The following is a 23816-nucleotide window of genomic DNA, read 5'->3' on the forward strand; positions in this document are numbered from 1 at the left end:
CTGCCAAAAATGAGCGTCGCGCACGGGGTGAATTCGTGCGCGGCGTCAGCGGCTTTCGCCATGCTATTGGCGATCCGGAGTTTCCGGCAGCAACCGGCCGCTATCACCTGTTCGTGGCGCTGAATTGCCCGTGGTGTCACAGAGTTACGTTGGCGCGCAGTGTACTGGGCCTGAACAACAGCATCACGATGGATGTGGCCTTTCCGAACCGCACTGGTGATGACGATCCAGAAGGGCCGAATCTATGGGAGGTGCGGTCGGTTTTCTTGTATTGGTTCTCGAGGATGTCGAGGACGATCTCTTCAAAGAGTGCATCGTGGCGCGTCGTCCTGTTGCCTGATCGGTAGCGACCGTCCTGGAGTCCTGCGTCGCCGCGCTCGCGATGTGCTTTGATCCATTTCTGGATAGCGCGGGCGCCAGGAAAACTTTCTGCGTGTTTGGCGAAACGCTGGTCTTTGAGGAACCGCTCTCGCATTAACGCGATGCGTTCTTCCCAAGTGAAGCCATCATTCCCCAGCCTATTAGCCATGCTGATGACTTCAGAGCGAAACTCTGCGTTTAGCCTCTCTTCACCGCTCCTATACCGACCTAATGGCTGAGCCTCTGCGAGTTCTTCAACGTTGCCAAGTGAAATGTGCAACCGAAAATCTGCGCTTGATATTTCGTGTATGATGCCTTCCAGTGACTTGAGTTGCACCGCAGGTCGTCCAACAATTCGACCAATGACTTCGTGCTGGACTCCTTCCATGTCGATCCGGCGCCCATCATACTTTTCAATCAAGTCCGTCATAGGCTTAGGATCTCAAGGTGGGCAGTACTGCCACCCGCTGCCCAAAGATATGTCTTCGGTTTGATTTCGTGGATCTGGATGTCACATCTCAGAGCGCCGCTCAGAATGCATCCAATGATGTCAGGCTTGCCGAGGCCGGTCGCTTGCATCGCGTCGACAACAGTGAAGGGACCCACTCCAAGTTTGGCGACCGCGTTCAACACAGGCGGGGTCGGAACACAATCGGCGTGAAGGCGCAGCAGCTTCACGTTATACGAAAGAGCTGACGTGATGACTTCGTCGGTCACCAAAAGAAGCCGGTGCCCAAAATGAGCCAATCGCGCAGGTAGCTCGAGGGAGTCAGGATCTTTCGCGATAACCCAGTTGGATTTCGTCTCAACGAAAACCTGATCTCCGCAGTTGAGCGTGAACAGTAAATCGGGGGTATAAGCGCGTGGAGACTTGCCGGAACCTACGTATTCGCGCGTCAAGTCGTCCTTCGTTCCATAGATCTTACCCGTGTCCAAATCGAACGTGACCGGTTGGGGCGCGATCTCCCTCACCCGTGGGTCGATCATGCCCAAGTACACTGCGGCCGACTCCAAACGGCTCTCGGTCTGAACCATGCCATCGAGCTTCGGCCCAGACAGGAAATTTGCCTTTTGGCTCTTGCCGCGCTTGTGAATTCGGCGGGCGGGGGTTTTTGCATCTGGGTCGATCTTCATTCCTCGGCAAATGCATTTACGACGCCGCGAGATCAAGAAATTAAGGTCATATTTTTCAGGACGTTAGTAATCTCTCGCGGAAATTTTCGACCGTTTTTCTTCCGTCAGTCCTCACACGCGCTTGATTTCAAAGGAGAAGGACTCTTGAGAATTTTTAGCTTCAAAAACAGAAAATTGTGTGATTTTAGACGAACTCTTTCAATTTTCGAACTCTGCTCGTGTCGAAACCTGAAAAATCGCTTTGTGCTGGTTACTCGCAACGCCCCCCTGTGCCGATGAGTGGAGGCGACGCGGCGTATCACACAGATTGGAAGGCAGTATTCGAGTGATCGAGATCGGTCCTAAACAGCGTTTGCATTGAGATCATCGTCGCTGCGGTGTGGTTCATCATAGGAGACACACTTTGCTTTTGAGCGTTGGCATTGAAGCCGAACGATCGCATCATGAAGTCTTTCACACTTGGAGCAAGACTAACCAGCAGGGCGAGCGGAATCTCCTTTCGATCTTGCTGGAGGTGGTCCGTTTGACAGGCCCGACAATCCATTGATTATGTGCGCATGACCAAACCTCAACGACCGCCAAAGCCAAAACCCATTCCTTACACCCCGGAGCCGAACCGCTATGAGCGGATGGTGTATCGGCGATGTGGGCGGTCCGGTGTGAAGCTTCCTGTTATCAGTCTGGGGCTGTGGCACAATTTCGGCGCGGACTCGACGCACGAAAACAAGCGGGCAATGTGTCGGACCGCGTTCGACCATGGGATCACCCATTTTGACCTTGCGAACAACTACGGTCCACCACCCGGTTCAGCCGAAGAGGCATTTGGCGAGATCCTCAAAACGGATTTCGCGGGCTACAGGGATGAGCTGATCATTTCCTCCAAAGCAGGCTACGACATGTGGCCGGGACCCTACGGAGAATGGGGGTCACGCAAGTACATGATTGCGTCCTGTGATCAATCACTCGCGCGCATGGGGCTTGATTACGTCGACATCTTTTATTCCCACCGCTTTGACCCCGACACCCCGCTCGAAGAGACGATGGGCGCGTTGGATCATATCGTACGATCGGGCCGCGCGCTCTACGCAGGTATCTCGAGCTACAACTCCCAACGCACGCGCGAGGCGGTGAAAATTCTCAGCGACCTTGGGACACCTTGTCTGATTCACCAGCCTTCTTACAACTTGCTCAACCGGTGGGTGGAGCGGGATGGTTTGCTCGATACCCTTGACGATCTTGGGGTAGGATCGATTGCATTCACACCGCTGGCACAAGGCATTCTGACTTCCAAGTATCTGACCGATATTCCGAGTGGTAGCCGTGCCACGCAAGGGAAGTCATTGCTTGATGGCATGATCAACGAGCGGTCTCTGGCAAGTGTCCGTGCTCTGAACGACATGGCCGAGGCACGCGGGCAGACTCTGGCGCAAATGGCCCTGGCGTGGGTGCTCAGAGGTGGGCGCGTGACGACCGCACTTATTGGCGCGTCCCGACCCAAACAGATCGTGGATTGCGCAGGCGTTATCGATAATCTCGACTTCAGTTCAGACGAGTTGGAAAAGATCGATGAAATCAGTTCGGAAGAAGATATCAATTTGTGGGCGCGGTCGTCAGAAACAGAATGACAATCCAACGAAGTCCGCAATGCCGCGGCCTATAGAGCTTTAGACTAACGGCGGGTTCAACTTCTTCAGTTTGCCCAAGCAACTATCAAGAGCGATCGGCCCAGAGCCGACCTTGAACCTGGTCAAAGGATGCTGCAGCCGCAGCCCGCATTGCCGCCATTCGCCGCAAACGCGAAACTCAAAGCAGTTGAGGGTCAGGAGTTCGGTACGAAGCCGCCTTTGTCTCTTGCCACTATTGTTGAGGCAGAAAACCCTCGCTCTCGCGGTGCGAGATTTTGGAAGCGCAGCGTGCTACCCGTCTTCGGGTGGCAATTGCAGCGTCAAGTTTTGGGATGGTAGTTAGCTTGGAACCGTTCATGGCCAAACTGAACTTCCGAAAGTGGTACAGCCCATCGATCACGACTGGTTGCGATGCGAAGGACCAATGCTACCATGGGAGCTTCAGTCTTCGCAGGGTACGCGCGTGAATACGAACGCTCCGAGATCGGCGGGTATTGGCTCGGGTCTCTTGGTGCGCAAAACGCAAATTTTCGCGGCCTGTCCATCGATATGTCTGTATCCGACTATGCTCTCATAGAAAAAATCGCCATTGATCACCAGACACTGCATGGGCGCGACTCCGACGCACGGCACTCTATCGGCGGCAATCTCAAACACCAGTTTTTCCTCGTCATTGCCTGCAAACAGGACCAGTACCGGTGGTGTGTATTGAATGCCCGAGTCCCTGAATACCTCGCCCCATATAACTTCGGTGTCTGCAAGGACGACGGCCACAAACTCCTCTGTTTCATCGTTAATCTGAACAGGCGCATTTGCTTGCGGAGGAGCAACCTGACCCCCGCCACTCAGAAACGGCGTGATATCTACACCAAAAAACAGGCCGATCACCAGGACCACAATCAATCCGGCGCCGCCCATACCGGCACGAGACACCCCACGTGACGTGTGGCGTCGGTCGTCGATGTTTTTGCTTGTGCGTCGTCCTTTCCAGCGCATGTGGCCGCCAACCCATTCGGGAGTTTAAAACTAACTTCTAACGGCTCCCCGATCTACGAGGTTTGAACGGGGAACCGATCCGGAGTTCCAAAGTCTGAAGCAGTGACCGCCGATCCTAATGGACGATATCGGGTGTCACTTCGCCACCACTCACGTTTTGATCAAAGCTTTGGAGGGTCCGAATTTCTTAGCCGTCGATACCTGCGGTATCGCGTGCTGTTTCAGCGGGAGTGCACCGGTTGCTGACACCGATCGTTGCCTGCTGGACCTGACGTTTCGCGGCCTTTTCCGGTGTGCAGTCCGGGTCCACCACGTCGCAGCCGGTCAGCGCGACCATGGCGAGCAGCATCATGCCTCCAAGTGCTTTCATCATTGTCCATTCTCCTTCCTTTTTTGTTCAAAATCCGGCCAGCCGCTCGGCCAACCAGAACGCGGCGACACATCCGATGGGATATCCGAGGAATTGGCGCGACGGCACTTGTGCTACCGACCACCCCCAGACAATTTGCAGTGTTTTTTTCAGTGTCAGGAACACGCCCAATACCGCAAAGATGAAGGCCAGTTGCCCTGCCTCAACGCCGAGGTTGAAGGCCAGTAAAGCCGCTGGGATGTCCTGTTCAGGCAGACCAATCTCGGCCAGCGCTCCAGCAAATCCCAGACCGTGCAGCAGGCCGAACCCAAAGGAAATCACCCAGGGGAAACGGCTGGCCAGCGTCTTTGGTTTGTCCTCCGACCGTAGCACTTCGGTCGCGAGAAAGACGATCGACAGCGCGATTATAGCCTCAACGGGCGGGCCCGGTACGTTCAACACGCCAAAGGTGGCCAAGCCCAGCGTGATCGAATGCGCAACGGTAAATGCGGTCACGGCCCAGATCAGTTGGCGCAGGTTGCGGATCAGCACCAGCAGGGCAAATACAAACAGAAGGTGATCCCAGCCTTCAAGGATATGTTCAAACCCCAACACGCCGTATTGCCACAGCGTCTGCACCAGCCCCTGTTGCGCAGGCAACGTGACGGCAGGCGCATCAGGCGTCAGGCGGAAGGTGGCCATGTTCACTGTGTCCAGATATCCCACCCGTAGCAAGACGTCCGTTCGTTGTGTGTCCAGCCTGTCAATCTGGATCGTATGACCGCGCAGGTCTTCGGCGCAGGTCACACGCCAGACCTGCGTCCAGGCGCGGCCGTCAAAAACCGGAGCATCGAATGCGGGCGATGAGCAGCTCTGGGGCAGCGCGACGTCGATATCCATCGGTGCCCCCCGAACATCGGGCTTGCGCCAGAAGACGTACCAATCGCTTTCGGTCTCCTGCGAGATTTCCAGATAGCCGGGCTCCAATGCATGGGCTTGCACAAAGGCGGGCACCAGCAGCCCCGCCATCATCGCAATCAAGAGCAGAAGACGCTTCATGACTCACCCGCAGACAGGCCAGCTTCTCCGAGGTCTTGGATCACATAGGTGGATCGCAGATTTTCTAAAAAAGTCTCTGTCGCCCGTTCAGCGTGCTTTTCGCGCCAAGCAGCCAAAACGCGATCTCGGATCGCGCCAAACGGCGGCAAGACGGCGTCCCACCTGTTGTCGAGCCGAACCATGTGAAGCCCGAAGGAAGACTGAACAGGACCGCTCCATTCACCCAATGGCAGGGGGTGCAACTGGTCGAAGAAACCCGTTCCGAAGTTTCCATCAACCGAAGCTCGGATGCTCAGATCAAATCCTGTCGGAAGCAGTGACGCCTGACCCAACTGGCGGTGATCTTCCCCTGCAGCCAAACGAGCCTGCGTCTGGTCGATAAACCTGTCGCTGGGGTATTGCCCGAGATAAACAAGGCTGACTGCAAGCTGCGCGGGGGTCGTGAATGTCTCGGCATTGTCGGACAGGTAAGTTTGCAGCACCTCATCTTCAGGTCGGGCCGCGCCTGCCTCCGAGGTCAGAAGAAAGTTCATCTTCTGTACCAGGCGGTTGCGAATGATCTCATCATTACCATCCAACCCCAGCGCTAACGCTTCGCGCACCAGCACTTCGCGGTTCAGCCAATCCTCTTTCAGCTTTCCCAACTCGTCAGCTGTCGGAGGGCGCCGCCACGTGTCTTCGAACTGACCAGCCAGAACATCGACCTGCCTTTGATCGATGATGATAACCCGCGCGTCAGGATCAATGGACCACTCGTCTGGTTGGACAAGTTTGAACCAGCTAAAGATCGCTATGCTGAGAAGCGCAAAAAGGACAAAGGGTTCCGTGACAATCCGGCGGAACAGGCTCTTTTTGCGTGTCGAAGATTCCATCATTTGTGGAGGATCTGTCGTTCGCCAGCTCACATTCATCAGCTCTTCGCCCATTTCCTTAACCGCCCTTGGGCACCAACAATTTCAGCGTAAAGCTCACCGTGTCGGCCGCCGAAACCACGTCATCGTAAAAATTGTGCTCGTAGGACAAGGACCACTGCCACGGTAATCCGTTGCCGCGGACCAACTTGGACACCTTGACTCCCAGCGGCAGACTGCTGAAATCGCTGGTCTCCCAGTCGTAGACAAAAACCATTTCGGATGTCCCTGCCGACCAACCATTGCCGAGGTTGTAGTTGAAGACAGGCTGGGCCGTAGACAAGTTGACATCGGGCCGGTCGTCATCCCCGGCAAAAGTGAACAAGTTCTGGTTGAATAGGCCCCAAAGCCCCCACTTTTCCTGCTTTGCAAAACCGGCCGCTGGACCCAGTGCCCATTTCTCCGCACTCAGCCCGTCCTCACCTGTTGGTAACAGGGCTACGGCACCCACACCGAGACGACCCCATTGTCGATCAAACGTCACAAGGTCAAACAGTGTGGTGTCACTCAGTCCCGACTGCCCGGTGGCACTGTCCGTCACATAAGGCAGCGTAAGCCGCGCAATGTGGTTGGTTTGTCCCAGCGTGAACGGGATCGCGGCGCGAAATTGCAACAGACTGCTGTCTTCGGGCGAGTTGTGCAGATTGAACGAATGAAATCCCTGAAGCTGGAATGACATGATCGAAGCAGTCGGGTCATTGGCAGCCGATTGCAGCGATTCCGAATTGTCCTGCGCCTGAACACCTGAAGGGACCAAAAGAACAGCCACCAAACACGACAGGTAAATTTTCTTTGACACGTTTAACACCGTGATTTCAATTTCAGAAAGACAGAGAGATCACGGCCGTCAGGATATCGCTTTCGAACCGCCGTTTTGCTGCAAACTCATGCGTATATTTGAGCTTTAGGGAGGCGTCGGCTCCCAGCAAAGTTCCGCCATCATAGGTGACAAGCGGGCCAATACCGCTGACCTGAGCCCGCAGGCTGCTGGCCCCCAGGGCGATCCGGGTGAGCTCGGCGCCTGCACCACTGTCATCTTCAAGCTGATGGTAAGTGTACCCGGCAAGGCCAACCCCCCAGCCCGAGCGGAAGCGTTGCACAACGGCTCCTTCTAATTGAAATGCAGGAGCAGTCTGATAATCGGTCGCATCGTTTTCTTCGCTGAACAACAGGCTGGCCGCGCCTGAAACCTCAAAACCACGTTCCGGAACGAACCAGGTCGCGGCAATGAAGGGCTGGAAAGACCAGACATTCTTGCCTGCATTCAATACTTGGACGCTGCGCTGCTGAATGTTAATAGATGCGGTATTGTATTCGCCAGTCGGGGCATAAACGGTCAGGCCCGTACTGTAATGCAGATTACCGCGATGCCAACCCACCAAACCGGTCAGGCTGATGTCCCCGAAGCTGGAGAGCGTGTCGTCGATCATAGCGCCCTGCAGAGGAGGGCGGATCGCTGTGAACGTGAGTTCAGCAACAGGAAATGGAACAGTGAGGTTTATGGCAGGGGTCCCGCCAAATAGCTGCGCGTCGAAAACCTGAGTTACACCCAGTCGCCAGAGATTGAGCTCGAGGTCTGCGTCTGCTGCAATCGGAAGCCCTGCAAGCGAAACGCCGTCCACGCTGCCGTCCAGATGGTCGAATGTAAGGCTTGTGTAAGTTCCTGGCTCGGGCACGAAACCGGCAAACGTATCTCTGGTTCCCAGAAAATAGGCGCCCAACCCTCCTTCAACCGCAACCGCTGGTTTTACCGGCAGAACTATAAGCGCAGCAATGGCCGTAGCACCCATCGCTGAGCACATCTCGCGCAAAAATATCTTCATTTGTCACCTCGTTCTAACTTCTTGACGCGTTTGCCGCGCTGTTTGCTCTGTCGGATCACGGCGTGTACCAGATGGGCGATGTATAGGCCCGATCCTGAATTGACTCGGGCGCACCTTCTGGGAGTTCGACGCCAAAGAACTTGCGGTCATAGGTTGTCCAGCGCGGGGTTGGAATTTCCAGAACCCGAACATAGTAGAACGCACTTTGCTCAGGATCGAAATCCGGGTCTTCCCAATAACCACCCAAGATGGCCTGACCGATATCGTTGGTATAAGTGGCTTCTCTGGCATTGACGGTGTTGCCGACCAAATCGTCGCAGATGCCTTCAATCACTTCGCGGCCTCCGCAAGAGACGTCATAGACTTTCTCGGATGTGGTCCCATCTGCGTTTAGCCAACCCTTGATGATCTGAACACGGTCTAGATTGGCCCCGTCCGGGTCACGCAAGGCCCGCACAAGGAATCGCGGCGCACGACTTTCACTCTTTCCCAGATCACCCCCCATAGGTACGCCATTGGCGTAGCCGTGCACCGCGAAGTCTGACCGAGGGAGGTCAGATTCTTCAAAATCGTAACCTGCAAATACACGTACGCGGATGCGCGTGCCCGAAGTTGCATAGACTTCTTTGCGCTGCATCGCATCAAATATGGCTTCGCGCGTATTCTCGCGCGCCCATACGGCGGCCAACCCAGACGCTGAGGTTTGCCAGGCCTTAATTGCGTTTTCAGGAGCGCCCAGTCTTCCGGCGATGGTCTCTTCAAAACGGACCGGGTCAGCTGTTGGTTCAAGCTGGGCCACTTTGCCAAAAAAATTGTCTTCGCGCGTTGTCGGCAGTGATGTATGTGAGTCAGTTGATCCAATCATGCCGAATTTGAATGGGTTCGCACCCAACTGCGCTTCATAAGCCAAGCCGCGTCGCAACGCCGGACGTACATACTCATTCGGCAACATCTCGGGCGTTTTGGCATCAGCTCCAAAGTTGGCCGTATCCCAAGTTTCAAAATCAGCAAATGGATCATCTGGTGAAAGCATTGGATGCGCTTCGCCATCCCCCTTCATCTGGGTTACTTCGTACAACGGTTCCCATCGCGCCCGACGCTCGGCATAGGCTTTGTCGATGGGTTCATCCGAGTCATACCGGCTGTCATCGAACATTAGCCCGTTAGAAAGATTGCCGTTGTGCGGAATCGCCAAAACCCGCCCACCGGTTTCCACCTCCAGAGCCTCCATCCAGTCCCACAGAGCTTCGGGGTTTACTCCTGAGTCTGACGAAAGCGGGACGCGGCTGTTAGCGACATCCTTGCCATCCCTGTAGACAACCACGCGGTGCATATTGTTGCCGTTTGGTGTCGATGACCATTCGAACCCAATGATCGCAGAAAAAAGTCCCGGCTCATTTGCGGCATCGGCCGCATCAATGGTTTCTTCCCAAGGCCCTCGGGAAAATTCAGGGTTGTTCGAATATGGATTCTTGCCTTCGAACCGGGACCCGGCCCAAAGGTTCCATGCTTCTCCGGCGGCCTCGGCAGATCCATCCTGGACATACCCATGCAAAGTCCGACCAAATTCGGTATCCAGAACAGCAGGGTCGTCTCGTTTCAGCATCGGTGCTACGCCAAGTCCCTCAGCGTGGTCCGAAATAACAAGCCAGTCCAAAGGGCGCACCAGACGAACAGGTACACCCATCGAAGAAACCACCTCTTCTCCTTTGGCGAATTTGAACGCCTCGGCGGGACCCAGGTTGTTTCCGATCATGCCCGCATCCGGCGAATAAGAGGTGTGCAGATGGGTATCGCCAAACAGCACCTGATTGGGAAAATCCTGTTGAGGATAAGGTGAATACTCACGGTCGCCCGGATTCCACGGCGGCGCATCCTGCGCGATGGCTGCTGAGCAGACCGCCATGGCAGATATAGTTAGTGCTTTCAAATACATGGTAAATTCCTCAGGATGGCGTGTACCAGATGGGCGAAGTGTAGGCGCGTTCCTGGATCGAAACCGGAGCACCCTCGGGCAGTTCGGTCCCAAAGAACTTGGCGTCAAAGGTCGTCCAGCGCGGCGATGGAATCTCAAGCACGCGAACGTAATAGAACGCCGATTGCGCGAGATCGAAATCCGGGTCTTCCCAGAAGCCTGCAAGAATGGCCTGACCGATATCGTTGGTCCAGGTGGCTGTTTCCTGATCCACCGTATCACCGACAGGACCATCGCAGTCCCCGTCAACCAACTCGCGCCCGCCGCAGGCAATGTCGAACACCCGCTCGGTGGTTGTGCCGTCAGCATTCATCCAACCTTTGACGATCTGGATGCGGTCCAGATTAGCCCCATCTGGATCACGCAGGGCCCGCACCAAAAAACGCGGCGCACGATCATCGCCCGAGGCGACTAAATCCGCACCCATCGGAACTCCGTTTTCATAGCCGTGAACATCGAAATCGGAACGCTGCAGGTCGGACTCTTCAAAATCGTATCCCGCAAAGACCCGGACCCGCATGCGTGTTCCGGTGGTCGCAAAGACTTCACGCCGCATCATCGCGTCAAAGATGGCCTCGCGCGTGTTTTCACGAGCCCAGACAGCGGCGAGGCCCGAGGCAGAGGTTTCCCATGCTTTGATCTGGTTGGCCTCATCGCCAAGCCGGCCGGTGATGGCCTCGTTAAACCGCATCTCATGGGCCGAAGGCTCAAGAGCCGTGATCTTGCCAAAGAAGTTCTCTTCCCGCGAAGTGGGCAGAGACGTGTGCGCATCCGTGGACCCGATCATCCCAAACTTAAACGGGTTCGCGCCAAGCGCGGCCTGATGTTGGAGACCCAAACGATAGGCGGAGCGCGCATATTCGCGGGGCAGCATTTCCGGTGTTTTGACTTCGGTTCCGAAACTGCCTTTGTCCCATGTTTCGAAATCAGCGAAGGCGTCATCAGGGGACAAGGCTGGGTGGGTTTCTCCGTCCCCTTTCATTTGAGTTACTTCATAAAGAGGCTCCAGACGCTGCCGACGCTCGGCATATCCGGCAGACAGGGGCTCTCCAGAGAACCGTTTATCGTCGAACATCAACCCGTTGGACAGGTTTCCATTATGTGGGATGGCCAGAAGCTGGCCACCGGTTTCCGACTGGTATTCCTCCATCCAGTCCCACAGCGCCTCGGGATCATTGCTGAGCTCATTGGACAGCGGGATACGGGTGTTGGCCTCTTCCTTGCCGTCCCGATAGACAACTACTCGGTGCAGGTTGTTGCCGTCCGGGGCCGAACTCCATTCATATCCGATGAAGGCGGTAAAATGACCGGGTACGTAGGCCTCTTCAGCGGCATCGATGATCTCTTCCCACGGAACCTTGGGCACATTTTGATCCGAAGCCAGATGGTTCGTGCCTTCATACGCGCGGCCGAGCCAAAGGTTGTACGCAGCCTGGGTGCTCTCAATCGTCTTCTGACTGACCAGTTCGTAAAGTTCTGCGCCCAGGGGGTCTTCCAACAATGTCGGATCAGCGCGTGTCAGCAGCGGCGCGATGCCAAGACCGTCGGAATGATCGGATACCACCAACCAGTCGAGTGGTTTCTGCAATCTGGCGGGAATCCCGGTGGACGCAACCACCGTTTCGCCCTTGGCGAACTTATAGGCGTCCGCGGGCGACAGTTTGTTAAAAACCAGCCCGGCATCCCAAGAATAGGACGTGTGCAGGTGGGTGTCGCCAAAGAAGACCTGATTGGGAAAACTCTGTTCCGGGTATGGTGAATATTCAGCCCGATCTGGCGCAACATTGGGCGCATCCTGCGCCATAGCCGAATGTGCTATTATGCCTGCAATGCAAGTTACAGCAACGCAACTGATCGCAGAAGTCGAGAATAGAAGCCCACGAGAATTCTGAGCGGAATACATGCCTAATGCCCCCATAATATCGTTTATTATCAGGTAACTATGTTATTGTAACGTGAACGTTATTGGGCAAAGCTAACAGAACAGTTTTCAAAATACTTTCCCAAATGGGGTAATTGCGATGAAGAAGAAATCTAAAGATGCATTTTACCCTATCTTTTCTTCAGCGTGGCTAGCAGGCGTATCTCAAGGAAGCTTAGAAAAACTCGAGCAGATTTCGGAAATCGTTGCGTACAAGGATAAGGAAACGATTTACGCAATTGGCGGGCCCCAGAATTCGCTTTACGGAACTGTTTCGGGAAAGGTTCAGGTCCGTCTCACACTGACAGAAATGGAGCCGGTCCTGGGTCATATCCACCACCCTGGTGCCTGGTTTGGTGAATCAGAGTTGTTGCTTGATGTTGACGGTTTGGTTGAGATGAAGGCAGCAGGCGATGTCAGACTGGTCAGGATCGCGTATTCCCGATTTCGGCCACTGGCAAATGCGCGCCCTGATCTGTGGGAGGCATTTGCCCGCCTCAGTTCGATGAACCAACTGCTGGCCATGTCCGCGGCCAACGACCTTGCACAACGAAATACCCGAAAACGCATCGCTGCCGCGCTTTTGCGATTGGGCGGATGGCGTGGCGTTTTGCAGGGCGCTGAACCGACAGACACCGTTGTTGCCAGCCAGCAGGAACTTGCGGACCTGTCGAACATCGCCCTGTCCAAGATCTCTGTTTATTTGGGGGAAATGGCAACCGAAGGCCTGATACGTCTGGAATATGGTCGCACCGTCTTAGTCGATTTGGACGGGTTGCGGCGCGTGGTCGAGGAATAGAGTGATGCGTGCTGCTGCATGTCATAACCGTAGCCAATCTTGGAATAAGCTGCCCCCGGCCTTTTCAAGGGTTTTCATACTTGTTTCGATCTTCTGTTTTGGACTATTTGATTCGCGTTCGGCTTTGGCATGCCAAGTGTGCGTCACGCTGCCCGAGGCCTCACTTGCGGATCATTTGATCACGGCCGACGTCGTCGTCATGGCAGGACCAGCGCAGGACAATCCATTCAAGTTTGCCCCGCGTCAGATCATTAAAGGCACATCGGACGATCTGGAGAGATTTCCTGAAATTCCATTCTTGATCGACAGCACAACCTGCGCTGCCTTCCGCGCTGACCCCGAGATGTCAGTTCTGCTGACTTACGGAACACTTGCCAAGGATGGTGCCAGACGCGGCTTGTCACGCAAGTGGACAAGGATATTCACGCTGACCCCCGAGCGCGAAAAATTCTTGGAAGCGCTTTGGACCGAAGCCGAGCTGTGGCAGGGCCGCACTACGGCATCCAATGCGCACGTTGCGTTTTTTGCCCGATACGTTTCGCACGAAGATCGGGTGCTAAGAGATACTGCCCTAATAGAAATCGACCGTGCACCTTACGCAAGCATCCAGACGTTGCGTAACACAGTTGCGGCAGACGCGTTGTTGCGCGAGTTCGACAGTCTTACTCGCATGAGCTTTGTCCCGATCGCGATCCGATTGCTGGGCCTGCAGGTCGATGATGACAAAGCCAGAAAAATTGTCCGATCACGTTATCCCGGGTCGGTTCTTCAAGGCTCGGGATATGCGTATGATTGGGCTCTGGCTGGGATATCTGTCGATGGGTCAGACGCGATCATGGCTGTCGACGCCGCGTTAGGGTCAGCAAACCTCAAACAGGACCATAAACGATCTCTCATTCGCGCCTTGGCTGACTCCGGTACAGTGTCACCTGCCCTCAGAAATCAGATCATCAGGATTTTTTCCCGCGAGTTGGAACAGGATCACTCGTCGGCTTTGGAGATTGCGATTGCCATGCGCGATTGGAATGAGAAACGTCTGGACAGCCAGTTCGCAAACTTGCTCGAAAACGAAGACGTTGATCCGGTCACTCAGTTCGTCATTCAAACCAAATTGGCACCAAAAAACTGAATGCCAACAGTGTTTCCTCAGAGTGTTGAAGCGGCGCTACGCCTGCGCGCGACGTCGGCGATTGCACTAGCGTATTTTGTCACACAACGGTTTGGGTAGCGAGTTAGAGCAACTCTAAGTCTTGAAAAGCTGACCTTCGTGCAGAGTGCGGCATCGATCAAATCGGGCTCACAGTTGACTTCGGATGCAACGCAGCATCTTGCTGGCAGGCCTGCGTCGCTCGGATGGGGAACGGCCCATTGCTGCCATTCACTGACGGGCATCGCCGCCGCGTTGCGGCCCGCCAGAGCCGACATTCGCTGCAAGTGCACAGTTACAAGACTAGTGGAGGTCTGGATCGCGGACGAAGCAGTCATTGAACTTCGGCTAGCCTCTCCGCTGCAAACTCGGCAAGGGGTCGGCCAAAACATGGGTGTGGCCATGTGAGCGGCTCTTTCAACCTGTCAAACGCAAACAGGACTGACTTTCAAGTTGCACAGGAATTTGGTGAAAATACGAGAGCGAGAAAATTCCGAGTTTTTCAACACTATCCGGGCCAATCCGCTATTCGCGGGCCAGTCGGTCAATGTCCGCCAAAAGGCGGCAACGTTTTTCTTTATTGGTGGAGAATGCGTTCCAGTGCCTCCTTCGCCTCGATAACGATTTCTCGCACAATATCTCCAGCGGGTTGAACTTTCCTAACCATTGAAACGCCTTGTCCTGCCCACATTGAGATGGCTTCAACATCGCCCGTTAAATCCGCACTGGGCGTCTTGGATTGATATCGTAAAACATCGCCTTTCTTTTCAGAGAATGCCACAACGTCACCTTCTCCGGGTCTTTGGCCGCTTTTCGGGCGGCCTGCATTCTCCCACATTTGGGTTGTGCTGTTTTTCAAGACCCTATGAGGTGCATTGGGCCAGTCGATGTTGAACAAGTTGTCAAAATAGGCCGTGTCATTCTCAGACGCCGCTAAGAGGTGTGACAAGTAGTCTGTATGAACATACGCCTCAGAAGCTGCAAGAAATCTCGTTCCCACCCATACTGCCGAAGCACCGAGCGATAGCGCCGCCGCCAATCCACGCCCGTCTGCAATTCCACCGGCGGCCACGACCGGCACATGACCAACCGCATCAACAATCGCTGGAATGAGCGCCATGCTCCCAACGGTTCCACGGACGTGACCTCCGGCTTCCCATCCCTGAGCACAAATCGCATCAGCGCCAAGGTCTGCTACAGCCTTTGCATCAGCTGCATCACCAGCGGTGTAAATGACTTTGGCGCCTCCAGACTTGGCGTGGGCGAGCATATCCCCAGGCGCTTTCCAAAAAATAGAAATGACCTCGACGCCTTCCTCCAGGCATATGTCGAGATGCTCAATGCTCGGGAAATCCATGTTCAGGTTCACACCGAATGGCTTGTCAGTGAGTTGCTTTATGTTGCGCACCGATTTTCGAAGCTCGTCTGCGTCAACGTGCCAAAGAGGTGCCAAACCGAGCCCACCTGCATTGCTGACAGCCGCAACCAAGGCGTCGGAGACTACCCCGGCCATGGGAGCCAAAACCACTGGGTAGTCAATGCCAAATGTTCGGCAAAATTCCGTTCGCATAAGTTGTTCTCTCTGAATATAGGTGTTTGATTGCAGTATTGTTGTCGCTTCAGCGCTTTCTGAGGGTTTTGATAACGGCTGCAGTCTCCTGGCTTCCAAAACCAGCATCCTGCGCTCGCCTAACCCACTCACGCATCAGCGTCGGGAGTTCGCTGTTAATACCCATAGAAATAGCGTGATCGTACAATCCAGTAACTGCCTCACCCGCGACATCGACTGAAGCTCCACCTCCCGAAATCTTGTCGAATGAACCTGCGTGGATCGTTTCGGTCAGCGGAATTGCTCTGTCCCCCGGCGGCAGTATTGAGGTGAACTCTGACACAGGGACTCCTTCAGCCTCGCATACCAATGCGCCGTGAATGCTCCCAAAGATAATACCAAGAAGGCGCGAGAGAAACGCAAGTTCCAAGGTCGCAGCAGAACGCACATTTGAACCCAGATAGCGCATGTCCCCAGCGAGTACATTGAGGTCGCCATCGCATTCAGAAAATGTGGTACTGTCCCCAGCGACCGCGATCCGCCCCGATGGCTTCCCAATATTATCAGGCCAACACATAATGGTACCATCAAGGTAACCTGCGCCCCACTCATTGAATTGCGCTTTGCTGTCCTCGGATTCTTGCGGGGATGACGTGCCGAGCTGAACAATATTACGTCCGGCAACTGCTTTCGAGACTTTTGGAGTTTCAAAGAGAGCATTTGTCGTTGAGTAGTTGAGAAGGCAGATCACCGTCTTTGGACTTGCGGAAATGGCTTCACTCAGATCAGAGACACCCTGAGCGCCTCTTTCCTGCAACGGCATCATTTTGTCTGGCGAACGGTTCCAGACGGTCACGCTACGCCCCGCATCCATGAGCGCGGTTGCCAACGCCGACCCCATCGCTCCCAATCCCACCACCGTAATATCACTTTTCATAAATGACCCCCCAACATGGCATTCGGGTTTTAGAACCCAAGCAAGCGAACGATAACACGTATCATGAATGGTGGTTCTTATTCTGAAGCTCCGTTACAGGATCATCCTGGGCCTTGGGTTCCCGTAGGTTGGTAAAAAAGTGTCCCCCGCCATCCGCGCGATGCTGCGCAGTTCCTCTTCGCTGGCATGAGCACGGGACGCGATCTGAATGCCGTCGTTCAAAGTGGCATCAAAACGAGCGAGTTCGCGCGGTGTGCGCGTTCAGTTGAGTTCCCCCTCGTCTGAGAATCTATTCAGGCAACCCCACTGCACGAAGCCCATCCAGAATTGCGTCCCACCGCGTGGGGTCCTGAAAATGGAACCGGCGCACGCCACTAATCCGGAAGTCCGGATCGGACGCCAATAAGGCATCCCGCGCCCTTTCTCCTTGATCAGATAGACCAGCCTGACCAGCCGCGCTGGCAAGATACAATTGAGCGACTGGTAATCCCGGCGAGTTTTGCAGCGCTCGATTGGCGTTGGCGATGGCATTCTCGAAATCACCCATAATCAGATAGGTCTGGGCTAACGCTTGTGGGACACGGTGATATATCCGGTTCTTGGCCAGAGAAAACGAGCCCTTTTTGATAGACTTCAGCGCAAGCTCTGGTTGGCCCATCAAGTTCTGGATCCAGCCAAGTACCATATGCCCCTGGGCAAACTGCGGACTTATTTCGAACCCACGTTCAACACACCGCACCGCTGCATCCAAATCGCCGGTAATACCGTAATGAAAAATCCCCCGGATCAGGTGCACGTAGTCGCTTTGGTCATTCAACGACACCGCCTTGCTCAACCCGGCGTCGGCCGCTTCGATATCCTCCGTGCGTATCGGACGGTAACCCCATACCAATTCGCCGATCAACGTGTTCGCCTTCATCCCAACGGCCATAAAATTGCGTGGCTGGACCGTCAGGATCCTGTCCAGCAGACGTCCCGCCGCCTCCCATTCTTCAGGCTGCGATCCCATCATGTAATGCCCTGCAAGGTTCAGCATTGCCTCAGGATCGTTTGTCTCTGTCTCAGCCGCGCGCTCAGCAATTCGTTGCAGAATCCCGTATCGGATGGTTGTCGCGATTTCCCCTGACAACAGATCTTCTGCCAAGAAGGGGTCGGAAAGATCACCGTTCATCCGCTGGGTCAGATAGGTTGCCGATGTACCCGTCTCGCGCAGCTTAAGGGTGGCGCGGACCTGATTGCCGGAGGCATGAAACACCGCCGTGGCGATATGGTCCGGGCCCGCCTCGAGTGCGATCAGATCCAACCCTGTAAGATTGGCAAGCGCCGCCTCTACCGTGTGATTGCAAGCTTCGGCCAGCATCTTGGCATCGTCATTGTTGCCAAGGGTTTCGAATGCGGCGAGGGCTATCGTTGGTTTTTTGGATGTAACCCCGATGGACGGCGTGGTGACACTGTTCAATGCACCGCCATGGTCGGGAGGCCAGACAAAGGCGCGGATCGGGCGCGAGATGTTCTTAAGCGTCAACTCGCCCACATCCGTGAACAGCCCGTCCATTACGCCAACGATCTGGTCACGGACGGCAGCGGAGATGCAGATCCCGCCGGTCGGGGCTGCGCCTTCTAAGCGAGCCGCGAGATTCACACCGTCGCCATAAATGTCGCCGTCATCGACAACCACGTCGCCCAGATGAACGCCCATGCGGTAACTGATCTGCCGATCTTGAGGCACGGATTCTTCCTCTGCGCGCATCGCTTCTTGTGCCGAAATCGCGAACCGCACCGCTTCCACCACGCTTGAAAACTCGGCCAGAAATCCATCGCCGGTCGACTTAATGATCTTACCCCCAGCCTGCTCGATGCCGGGGTCGAGCACGGATAGGCGCAGTTCTTTCTGACGCGCGAGCGTGGCTTCCTCGGCGGATTCCACAAGCAGCGAAAAGCCTACAATGTCGGCTGCCAAGATCGAAGTGAGTTTGCGTTTCACCCTTGGGCTCGCGGGTTCAATGGAATCCAACCGGTTTTGTCCGGTTCGGGCACAACGACCCCATCCCCACCAAACGATGTCGGAACCGTCTTCCACTTTGGCAGGCCATCGGCCATGTCGAAAACACGTTCGCCATAGAAGATGTGAAAGGTCGGCTCAAAGCTCAAATCGGATTCGGCCAGCGACATCGCGTAAACCGCGACGATGTCCTTACCAGGTTTGATATTCACCAATGCACCACCGCATTTACCACAGGAAACACGATGGCTCTCATCATTCTTGTCCGATTGAACCGTCGGCCCTGACAATGAGACCTTGTCTGCCGACCAGAGACACCAAGCATTGACCGGCGCTGAATGCCACTTTCTACAAGAGTGGCAATGACAATAAGCCATGATCATCGGCTTACCGGTGGTAGAAACACTACATGCGCCGCAGTAGCAGATTCCTTGGTAGGTTTCAGAAACGCCGCTCATCATCTTTTTCCCAAATCGATCAAGGGCGCTCTTTGTAACACACTAGGGACACCCGACTTCCTCAATACATTTCTACACATACATCCCTATTGTGCTGCCCCAAAGTGGCTTCTTCATCTCCGCTGCTGAACTTCGAACGATATCCTGAAAGAGCCTTTGTCCGGTGTCCATCGCAATCACTCGATTTCGGGGTTTCAGCCAGTTTAATATGTCACCATGCCAAAGGTAGCGACAACAACCGAAGATCTTGCAACCCGGATCATTGCTGCATTTGACGGCCTTGATCCACCTGCTGATGGTGAACTTCTTCACCCCGAATGTATGGATGACGTGGATATTCTTGAATTCTACGGCGGGGTCAAATGGCACGAGATGACCGATCAAATGATCATATACAATTACGCTGCCCCCACGGCTTTCAGCGCCAAAGCCTTTCAGTACTACTTGCCCGCATATCTGATTTGGACTCTGCGAAATTCGGACAGCCCGGAATATGCCAGTGAAAGCATTCTTCTGGCACTTGACCCCGGCACATCGAAAGAAATGCTGCACGCGTTCAGGAAGTCCAAGTTCAACCAATTAACGCTTGCACAGAGCGAGGTTGTGTTGAGGTTCTTGTACTATTTCAGCGACCACCCCGATCTCGGTGAGTTTGCGGAAGCCGCATTGGTCAATTACTGGATTGAACAAGGCGTGTGGTCACCGGGGCGATGATTTTTACATATTTGATGTGGCTCTTCGCAGCGCTTTTTGTCGTAACCGGTTTGCCGTTGGCATTGACTGAGGATGAGCAATGGCAACGGCTATGGGGGGGATCCAGTGCGCTGTCACTTGGCCTTTTTGCAATATTGATGGCAGCGGATGGTTTGGTTAGAGGCCAGATAAGAATTAATACTTCGATTGTCCGTCGCTCCAGTCAACCGCGTTTGTTCTTCAGCGTTATCGCATTGGTGCTCGTCGCCGGCATCGGCGTCATCATCGCCGCTATCTGGGCAATTTTCTTTAAGGATTAGTGCGATTTACCCAGCACGGTGTGTCTCAGAGCCAACGGGCTACTTTTGGCTGAACTGACACGACCGTTGTGATTTCGTTGGTTCGTCAATTTTCCATGCTTTCGAGCCAGTCGAGCGCCATCGTGCCCCATTCTTTTGGGTAGCCGTGCCCGCCGTTGTGCAAAATGAGCTCAAGACTACCCTGTTCGCATTCCCACCGTTTGCGCCAGAGATTGGCTGTCACATCGTTTTCTGCCGCGTTGTGTTGGCATTCGTTTCGACGGCGCCATAACGCAAGACCCTCCCAGATATCGGCCTGAGTAATGGTGATCTCAAATTCTTCATTATGTATTGATCTGCCCTCAAGCGGCACAACCTTGTCAGTGAAACCGTGTGTGTGAAGCATGTGAACTGGCCCGAGGCACTCTTGGGTCATTGGGAGCCAGAAGCCACCGGAAGCAGGGGCATAGCCACGCGCCATATCTGGTGCGAGGCACGCAACTTCCCACACCATCGAGCCGCCTCGGGAGAACCCTGTCAGCAGCACCTGTTCCGGATCCACGTCTGCACGGATCACGACATCCGCCAGCACATCACGGAGAAACCTGACATCAGAGCGGGGATAGGTAATCCACCCATCCCGAACCGACCAATCAGCGGGTTTGCCTTCCAGCCATGGCAGAGCGGTCGGCGCCACAAACGCGTAGCCCCGCGCGGTGAATGCTTCGACGAACTGCTTATTCTTAAGTACCTTTGCTCCGGACCCGCCATAACCATGCAAGTGTACTACGACTGGCCCGCCCCGCCATTCATCTGGAAGGGCGATATGGTACTCACCAGTGTCTAATTTGCAGGGTTTGGTTACTTCGCCGCAGTCAAGCGCAATGGCCTGCCCGGAAGTCAAAAGCATAGACAAAAAGGCTGTTACCCTTTGGATCATATCTGTTCGCCTCCAATGCCTGACGATACCATAATACAGCACCGACTCTACTGACACGGAGTTGGTACAGGATTCTGCGCTCCTGTCTCTACAATATGCGGAATGCAAATCTATGCTGGTTTTATGGCTTGGCTTCACGCCTCGCAAATGAACTAATAGGTCAGCATCCGACGCTCCAAAAGCCCCAGCAACTGATTTTGCACCATATCCTGAGACACGGCTCCGAATAGCAATTGTGTCGTGACGGGCAAACTCTCGGAGTGTTGCGGTTGAGCTGCTCTGATTTCAAGCCAGCGGAAGCTGTCCAAGGTTGAGCCCGATTCCTGGAGAATATTGAAACTGGCGCCCAGGAGATATTCGGACAATTCTGCCGGTGTCGCGAGATGGCTGATTGAAGGTTCTCTGCCGTAACACGGCCCAAACCGTACATTCGAAGCGACGAAAATACGCCCAAGGGCATTCCCTAAACCGGACCTTCGTGTTTAGCGCAGCATTCTGACTGCTAAATCGACGGTCAGCGGACGAATCTGCCTTTCAAAGCAAAGGCCAATGCTATTCACGGCTCTTCAATTTTGGGAAGCTTGCAAGGTGGAACGGTAGCGAGGCACAATCGACGCATGTCAGCTTTGCAACGGATAGTTCTACCGGCAGCCACTCTGATGCTAGTTAATTCGGCAGCAGTAGCTTTGGAGATGACCTGCACTCATCCTGACAGGCCAAATCACACTTTCAGCATTACCGGTGATCAGGGCGTCTTTACCTGGGATGACCACGACATCGAGCGCTCTTGGAAGCTCAAGTGCAATGACCAACGAAACGGCATTTCTGCGTGCCACAGGTCTGAAAGCTTTGGCGAGCGCGGCGCTAGCGTTATGATTTTCGTGATGCTTGCAGACGGAAGCTTAGTCGAAAGCGGCTATTGGGCTTTGCTCGATGTAAGCCGCGTCAGCGTCACACGTGGTTTTGTTTGTAAAGCCCACGGCAAATGACTGCTTGGCGGACTAAAGCTGAAATCGCCCCCGGTTGCCTCGATAGTTAGTTAAGGCCAAATCGCTTGCACGGGGCTAAATCGATTTGAGCAAACCTGTACAGCGACACTTTGGGGCTCAGAGCGGTCATCCGACGCTTTTGGTCAAGCTTGCGGCCTGCCCGGACGGAATCGACGGCGGCTAAGCGGAGAGGCTGTGTGAAAACTCCGGCCCATGAGCTCTCTCGTCGCGCTCGTTTTCAGCACCTGTGCAAAATCTCTCCCAGTAGCGCGAGAGAGCGCACATAAAGGGTGTTTCCGGCGTATTCCGCCGGATGGTCAGAGTTTTCACACACCCTCCGGACAAAGCGGGCATTCCGCACTTCAAAGATTGGCATCTCAAGCACACGACTTCTTCAACGCGTGCAGGAAATCCTTGGCTTTCTGCCTTGAACCTCGTTTCTGTTAGTGCATTCTCGGGGCGCTGGTATCGAAAGAGAAAGCACGTCGTTTAGCGGGGCCTGCGGCAATGCGCGGCAAAGCACATTTGCGAGCGTTTTTCTGCGAGATGGTTACATGGAGGGCAGTCTATTGAGAAAAGGCGGGGTACTTTCGATATGGTTGGCAGCGTTCCTGTTGCTCTCGAGCGTGAGCATTGCCGGAACCGAAAAGGCTTACGAACAGTTCGGAGACTTATATATCGGTGGCCGAGTGGATTCGCCCGAAGTAAAAAAGTACGTCGATTCAATTACTAACGCGCTAGAGCGTCATTCTCCAAACCTTGCCAATCAGGTGGTGATAATTTATGCGATTGGTGACCTAGTATATGGTGAGAGCGCCAAGGAGGAGTTTCTCCCGACCGACCCAGATGGATTGCGACAACTGCTTCAGTCCAGAGAAATTGAACCTGTAGATTGTTACATCGACCGGGTAGAAATGACCGATGGACAAGTTGTTTTTTGGGTCGCCACAAACCTAGGCTTAACTGGCGTAGAAGTCGGGAAACTATGTGCCGGAAACGCAGTTGCATTGGCACTTTCTATGGACATTGTCGGTCTGAACGCCCTTAGTTCAGACGAATTAAGAGGCGTAATCTACCAGCGCCTTCGCTGAGATGGTGGCGTAGCCGTTCGGGCTCGAAGCGGACCTTGTACCCGGCCGCATGGTGGCCGCTCCGCGCGAATACTCGTTTTCGAACTGACTCCTGACCCCTTGCCAATTGAAGATGCGGATCGGCCGGGGATTGGAGGAATAGCTGCGCAGACATATCAAGGTTGTGGACGACGGTGCATACGCACACTCATGGCACCCATGCTAGGACTTGTGGCTATGTCGAGCGTCAGTTCGCCGTTCTCTTCGCAGAAATATCGCCAGGCCGATGTCGACTTCTGAAACATTGAATTGTTGTTGTTGATGATTTGCCCTGTTGGCATCCGCACAGTGGCACTGATCTTGGGCCCATCACCAACGTGACAGAGGTTCAGGGTATTGGGACTGACAGTCGACCAACACCCGCGACCACCCGTGGTTTCGCCATCACCGGTGGCCGTATGGCCTGCTGCGCTGACAGAGTAGGTGTAGGTGTAGGGCTCTATCACGAATTCACCGTCGGGATGAAAGGTAACGATGTATGCGGACTCGCTGGTAACGGTGAAAGGAATCCCTCGGGCGCGCATCCAGGCCGCCGGTCCGTTATGGGAGGCCTCCCAGCTCTGCATAAGGCACTGATCGAGAAAATCAGACCCGGCGCACTGGCCGCAATTATCCGGGTCGACGGGCTGACTTGCTACCGGCGTGGCCAAGGCTATCAATGATGCAAAGCAGAGAGGACGCATATCGTATACCTCCTAAGGAAATGGTGTGTGGGCGGCG

The 23816-nt window shown here is 54.6% G+C and carries 23 protein-coding genes; 7 read left to right on the forward strand and 16 right to left on the reverse strand.

Going from position 1 to position 23816, the window contains the following annotated elements; translation table 11 throughout:
* Positions 1-136: 136 nt before the first annotated feature.
* Together AB1E33_RS24825 and AB1E33_RS24830 are read right to left on the reverse strand one after the other, a co-directional pair.
* Entirely contained in the window at positions 137-790 is a 654-nt protein-coding gene (locus AB1E33_RS24825; protein WP_372579928.1) for a hypothetical protein, read from the reverse strand.
* Positions 787-1494: a hypothetical protein gene (locus AB1E33_RS24830; protein WP_372579929.1), complete on the reverse strand. Its 708-nt coding sequence runs from the start codon at positions 1492-1494 to the stop codon at positions 787-789. The genes AB1E33_RS24825 and AB1E33_RS24830 overlap by 4 nt, the downstream gene beginning before the upstream one ends.
* 593 nt (positions 1495-2087) lie before the next feature.
* On the opposite strand from AB1E33_RS24830, the gene mgrA reads away from it, so the two are divergent.
* Complete coding sequence (gene mgrA, locus AB1E33_RS24835; RefSeq protein ID WP_372579967.1) at positions 2088-3119, forward strand: L-glyceraldehyde 3-phosphate reductase; 1032 nt, start codon at positions 2088-2090, stop codon at positions 3117-3119.
* Positions 3120-3560: 441 nt separating this feature from the next.
* Here mgrA and AB1E33_RS24840 read toward each other — a convergent pair whose 3' ends face one another.
* The 8 genes from AB1E33_RS24840 to AB1E33_RS24875 form a co-directional block, all read right to left on the reverse strand.
* A complete protein-coding gene (locus tag AB1E33_RS24840; RefSeq protein WP_298855270.1) occupies positions 3561-4115 on the reverse strand; it encodes a neutral zinc metallopeptidase in 555 nt (184 codons plus the stop codon).
* Between the two features lie 187 nt (positions 4116-4302).
* Positions 4303-4488 (reverse strand): hypothetical protein, encoded by a 186-nt coding sequence (locus AB1E33_RS24845; protein ID WP_298855268.1) that lies wholly within the window; start codon positions 4486-4488, stop codon positions 4303-4305.
* Positions 4489-4512: 24 nt separating this feature from the next.
* Entirely contained in the window at positions 4513-5523 is a 1011-nt protein-coding gene (locus AB1E33_RS24850) for a HupE/UreJ family protein (RefSeq protein ID WP_298855266.1), read from the reverse strand.
* A complete protein-coding gene (locus tag AB1E33_RS24855; protein WP_298855263.1) occupies positions 5520-6398 on the reverse strand; it encodes a peptidylprolyl isomerase in 879 nt (292 codons plus the stop codon). Before AB1E33_RS24855 ends, AB1E33_RS24850 begins: the two co-directional genes overlap by 4 nt.
* A 55-nt stretch (positions 6399-6453) precedes the next feature.
* Positions 6454-7233, reverse strand: a complete 780-nt coding sequence (locus AB1E33_RS24860) for a hypothetical protein (protein ID WP_298855261.1) — start codon at positions 7231-7233, stop codon at positions 6454-6456.
* A 22-nt stretch (positions 7234-7255) separates the two neighbouring features.
* Positions 7256-8155 (reverse strand): SphA family protein, encoded by a 900-nt coding sequence (locus AB1E33_RS24865; protein ID WP_372579930.1) that lies wholly within the window; start codon positions 8153-8155, stop codon positions 7256-7258.
* A 157-nt stretch (positions 8156-8312) separates the two neighbouring features.
* Positions 8313-10301, reverse strand: a complete 1989-nt coding sequence (locus tag AB1E33_RS24870) for a DUF3604 domain-containing protein (RefSeq protein ID WP_372579931.1) — start codon at positions 10299-10301, stop codon at positions 8313-8315.
* The gene (locus AB1E33_RS24875; RefSeq protein WP_298855258.1) at positions 10204-12036 is read right to left on the reverse strand and encodes a DUF3604 domain-containing protein; all 1833 of its coding nucleotides are present in this window, start codon (positions 12034-12036) and stop codon (positions 10204-10206) included. The genes AB1E33_RS24870 and AB1E33_RS24875 overlap by 98 nt, the downstream gene beginning before the upstream one ends.
* 217 nt (positions 12037-12253) lie before the next feature.
* On the opposite strand from AB1E33_RS24875, the gene AB1E33_RS24880 reads away from it, so the two are divergent.
* Complete coding sequence (locus AB1E33_RS24880) at positions 12254-12952, forward strand: Crp/Fnr family transcriptional regulator (RefSeq protein ID WP_298855257.1); 699 nt, start codon at positions 12254-12256, stop codon at positions 12950-12952.
* A 4-nt stretch (positions 12953-12956) separates the two neighbouring features.
* Complete coding sequence (locus tag AB1E33_RS24885) at positions 12957-14081, forward strand: hypothetical protein (RefSeq protein WP_372579932.1); 1125 nt, start codon at positions 12957-12959, stop codon at positions 14079-14081.
* Between the two features lie 595 nt (positions 14082-14676).
* On the opposite strand, the gene AB1E33_RS24890 is transcribed toward AB1E33_RS24885, so the two are convergent.
* The 4 genes from AB1E33_RS24890 to AB1E33_RS24905 all read right to left on the reverse strand — a co-directional run bounded on the left by AB1E33_RS24890 (position 14677) and on the right by AB1E33_RS24905 (position 19045).
* Positions 14677-15777: an NAD(P)H-dependent flavin oxidoreductase gene (locus AB1E33_RS24890; RefSeq protein WP_372579933.1), complete on the reverse strand. Its 1101-nt coding sequence runs from the start codon at positions 15775-15777 to the stop codon at positions 14677-14679.
* The gene (locus tag AB1E33_RS24895; RefSeq protein WP_372579934.1) at positions 15719-16585 is read right to left on the reverse strand and encodes an NAD(P)-dependent oxidoreductase; all 867 of its coding nucleotides are present in this window, start codon (positions 16583-16585) and stop codon (positions 15719-15721) included. The genes AB1E33_RS24890 and AB1E33_RS24895 overlap by 59 nt, the downstream gene beginning before the upstream one ends.
* A 289-nt stretch (positions 16586-16874) precedes the next feature.
* Positions 16875-18569, reverse strand: coding sequence for an adenylate/guanylate cyclase domain-containing protein (locus AB1E33_RS24900; RefSeq protein ID WP_372579935.1), 1695 nt, complete (start codon positions 18567-18569; stop codon positions 16875-16877).
* The gene (locus AB1E33_RS24905; RefSeq protein WP_372579936.1) at positions 18566-19045 is read right to left on the reverse strand and encodes a GFA family protein; all 480 of its coding nucleotides are present in this window, start codon (positions 19043-19045) and stop codon (positions 18566-18568) included. The genes AB1E33_RS24900 and AB1E33_RS24905 overlap by 4 nt, the downstream gene beginning before the upstream one ends.
* 330 nt (positions 19046-19375) lie before the next feature.
* Between AB1E33_RS24905 and AB1E33_RS24910 the strand changes: the two genes are divergently transcribed.
* Both AB1E33_RS24910 and AB1E33_RS24915 read left to right on the forward strand, forming a co-directional pair.
* Positions 19376-19759 (forward strand): DUF6714 family protein, encoded by a 384-nt coding sequence (locus tag AB1E33_RS24910; RefSeq protein ID WP_372579937.1) that lies wholly within the window; start codon positions 19376-19378, stop codon positions 19757-19759.
* Complete coding sequence (locus AB1E33_RS24915; RefSeq protein WP_372579938.1) at positions 19756-20058, forward strand: hypothetical protein; 303 nt, start codon at positions 19756-19758, stop codon at positions 20056-20058. Before AB1E33_RS24910 ends, AB1E33_RS24915 begins: the two co-directional genes overlap by 4 nt.
* A gap of 85 nt (positions 20059-20143) precedes the next feature.
* Here AB1E33_RS24915 and AB1E33_RS24920 read toward each other — a convergent pair whose 3' ends face one another.
* Entirely contained in the window at positions 20144-20977 is an 834-nt protein-coding gene (locus AB1E33_RS24920) for a CE1 family esterase (protein WP_372579939.1), read from the reverse strand.
* A 659-nt stretch (positions 20978-21636) separates the two neighbouring features.
* Here AB1E33_RS24920 and AB1E33_RS24925 point away from each other — a divergent pair.
* On the forward strand, positions 21637-21966 hold the full coding sequence (locus AB1E33_RS24925; RefSeq protein WP_372579940.1) for a hypothetical protein: 330 nt from the start codon (positions 21637-21639) through the stop codon (positions 21964-21966).
* 554 nt (positions 21967-22520) lie between these two features.
* Complete coding sequence (locus AB1E33_RS24930; RefSeq protein WP_372579941.1) at positions 22521-23057, forward strand: hypothetical protein; 537 nt, start codon at positions 22521-22523, stop codon at positions 23055-23057.
* 155 nt (positions 23058-23212) lie between these two features.
* Here the strand turns inward: AB1E33_RS24930 and AB1E33_RS24935 are convergent, their stop codons facing one another.
* Positions 23213-23779, reverse strand: coding sequence for a hypothetical protein (locus AB1E33_RS24935; protein WP_372579942.1), 567 nt, complete (start codon positions 23777-23779; stop codon positions 23213-23215).
* Between the last annotated feature and the right edge of the window lie 37 nt (positions 23780-23816).

It is taken from the genome of Ruegeria hyattellae, assembly GCF_041537925.1.
GTDB lineage: Bacteria > Pseudomonadota > Alphaproteobacteria > Rhodobacterales > Rhodobacteraceae > Ruegeria_C.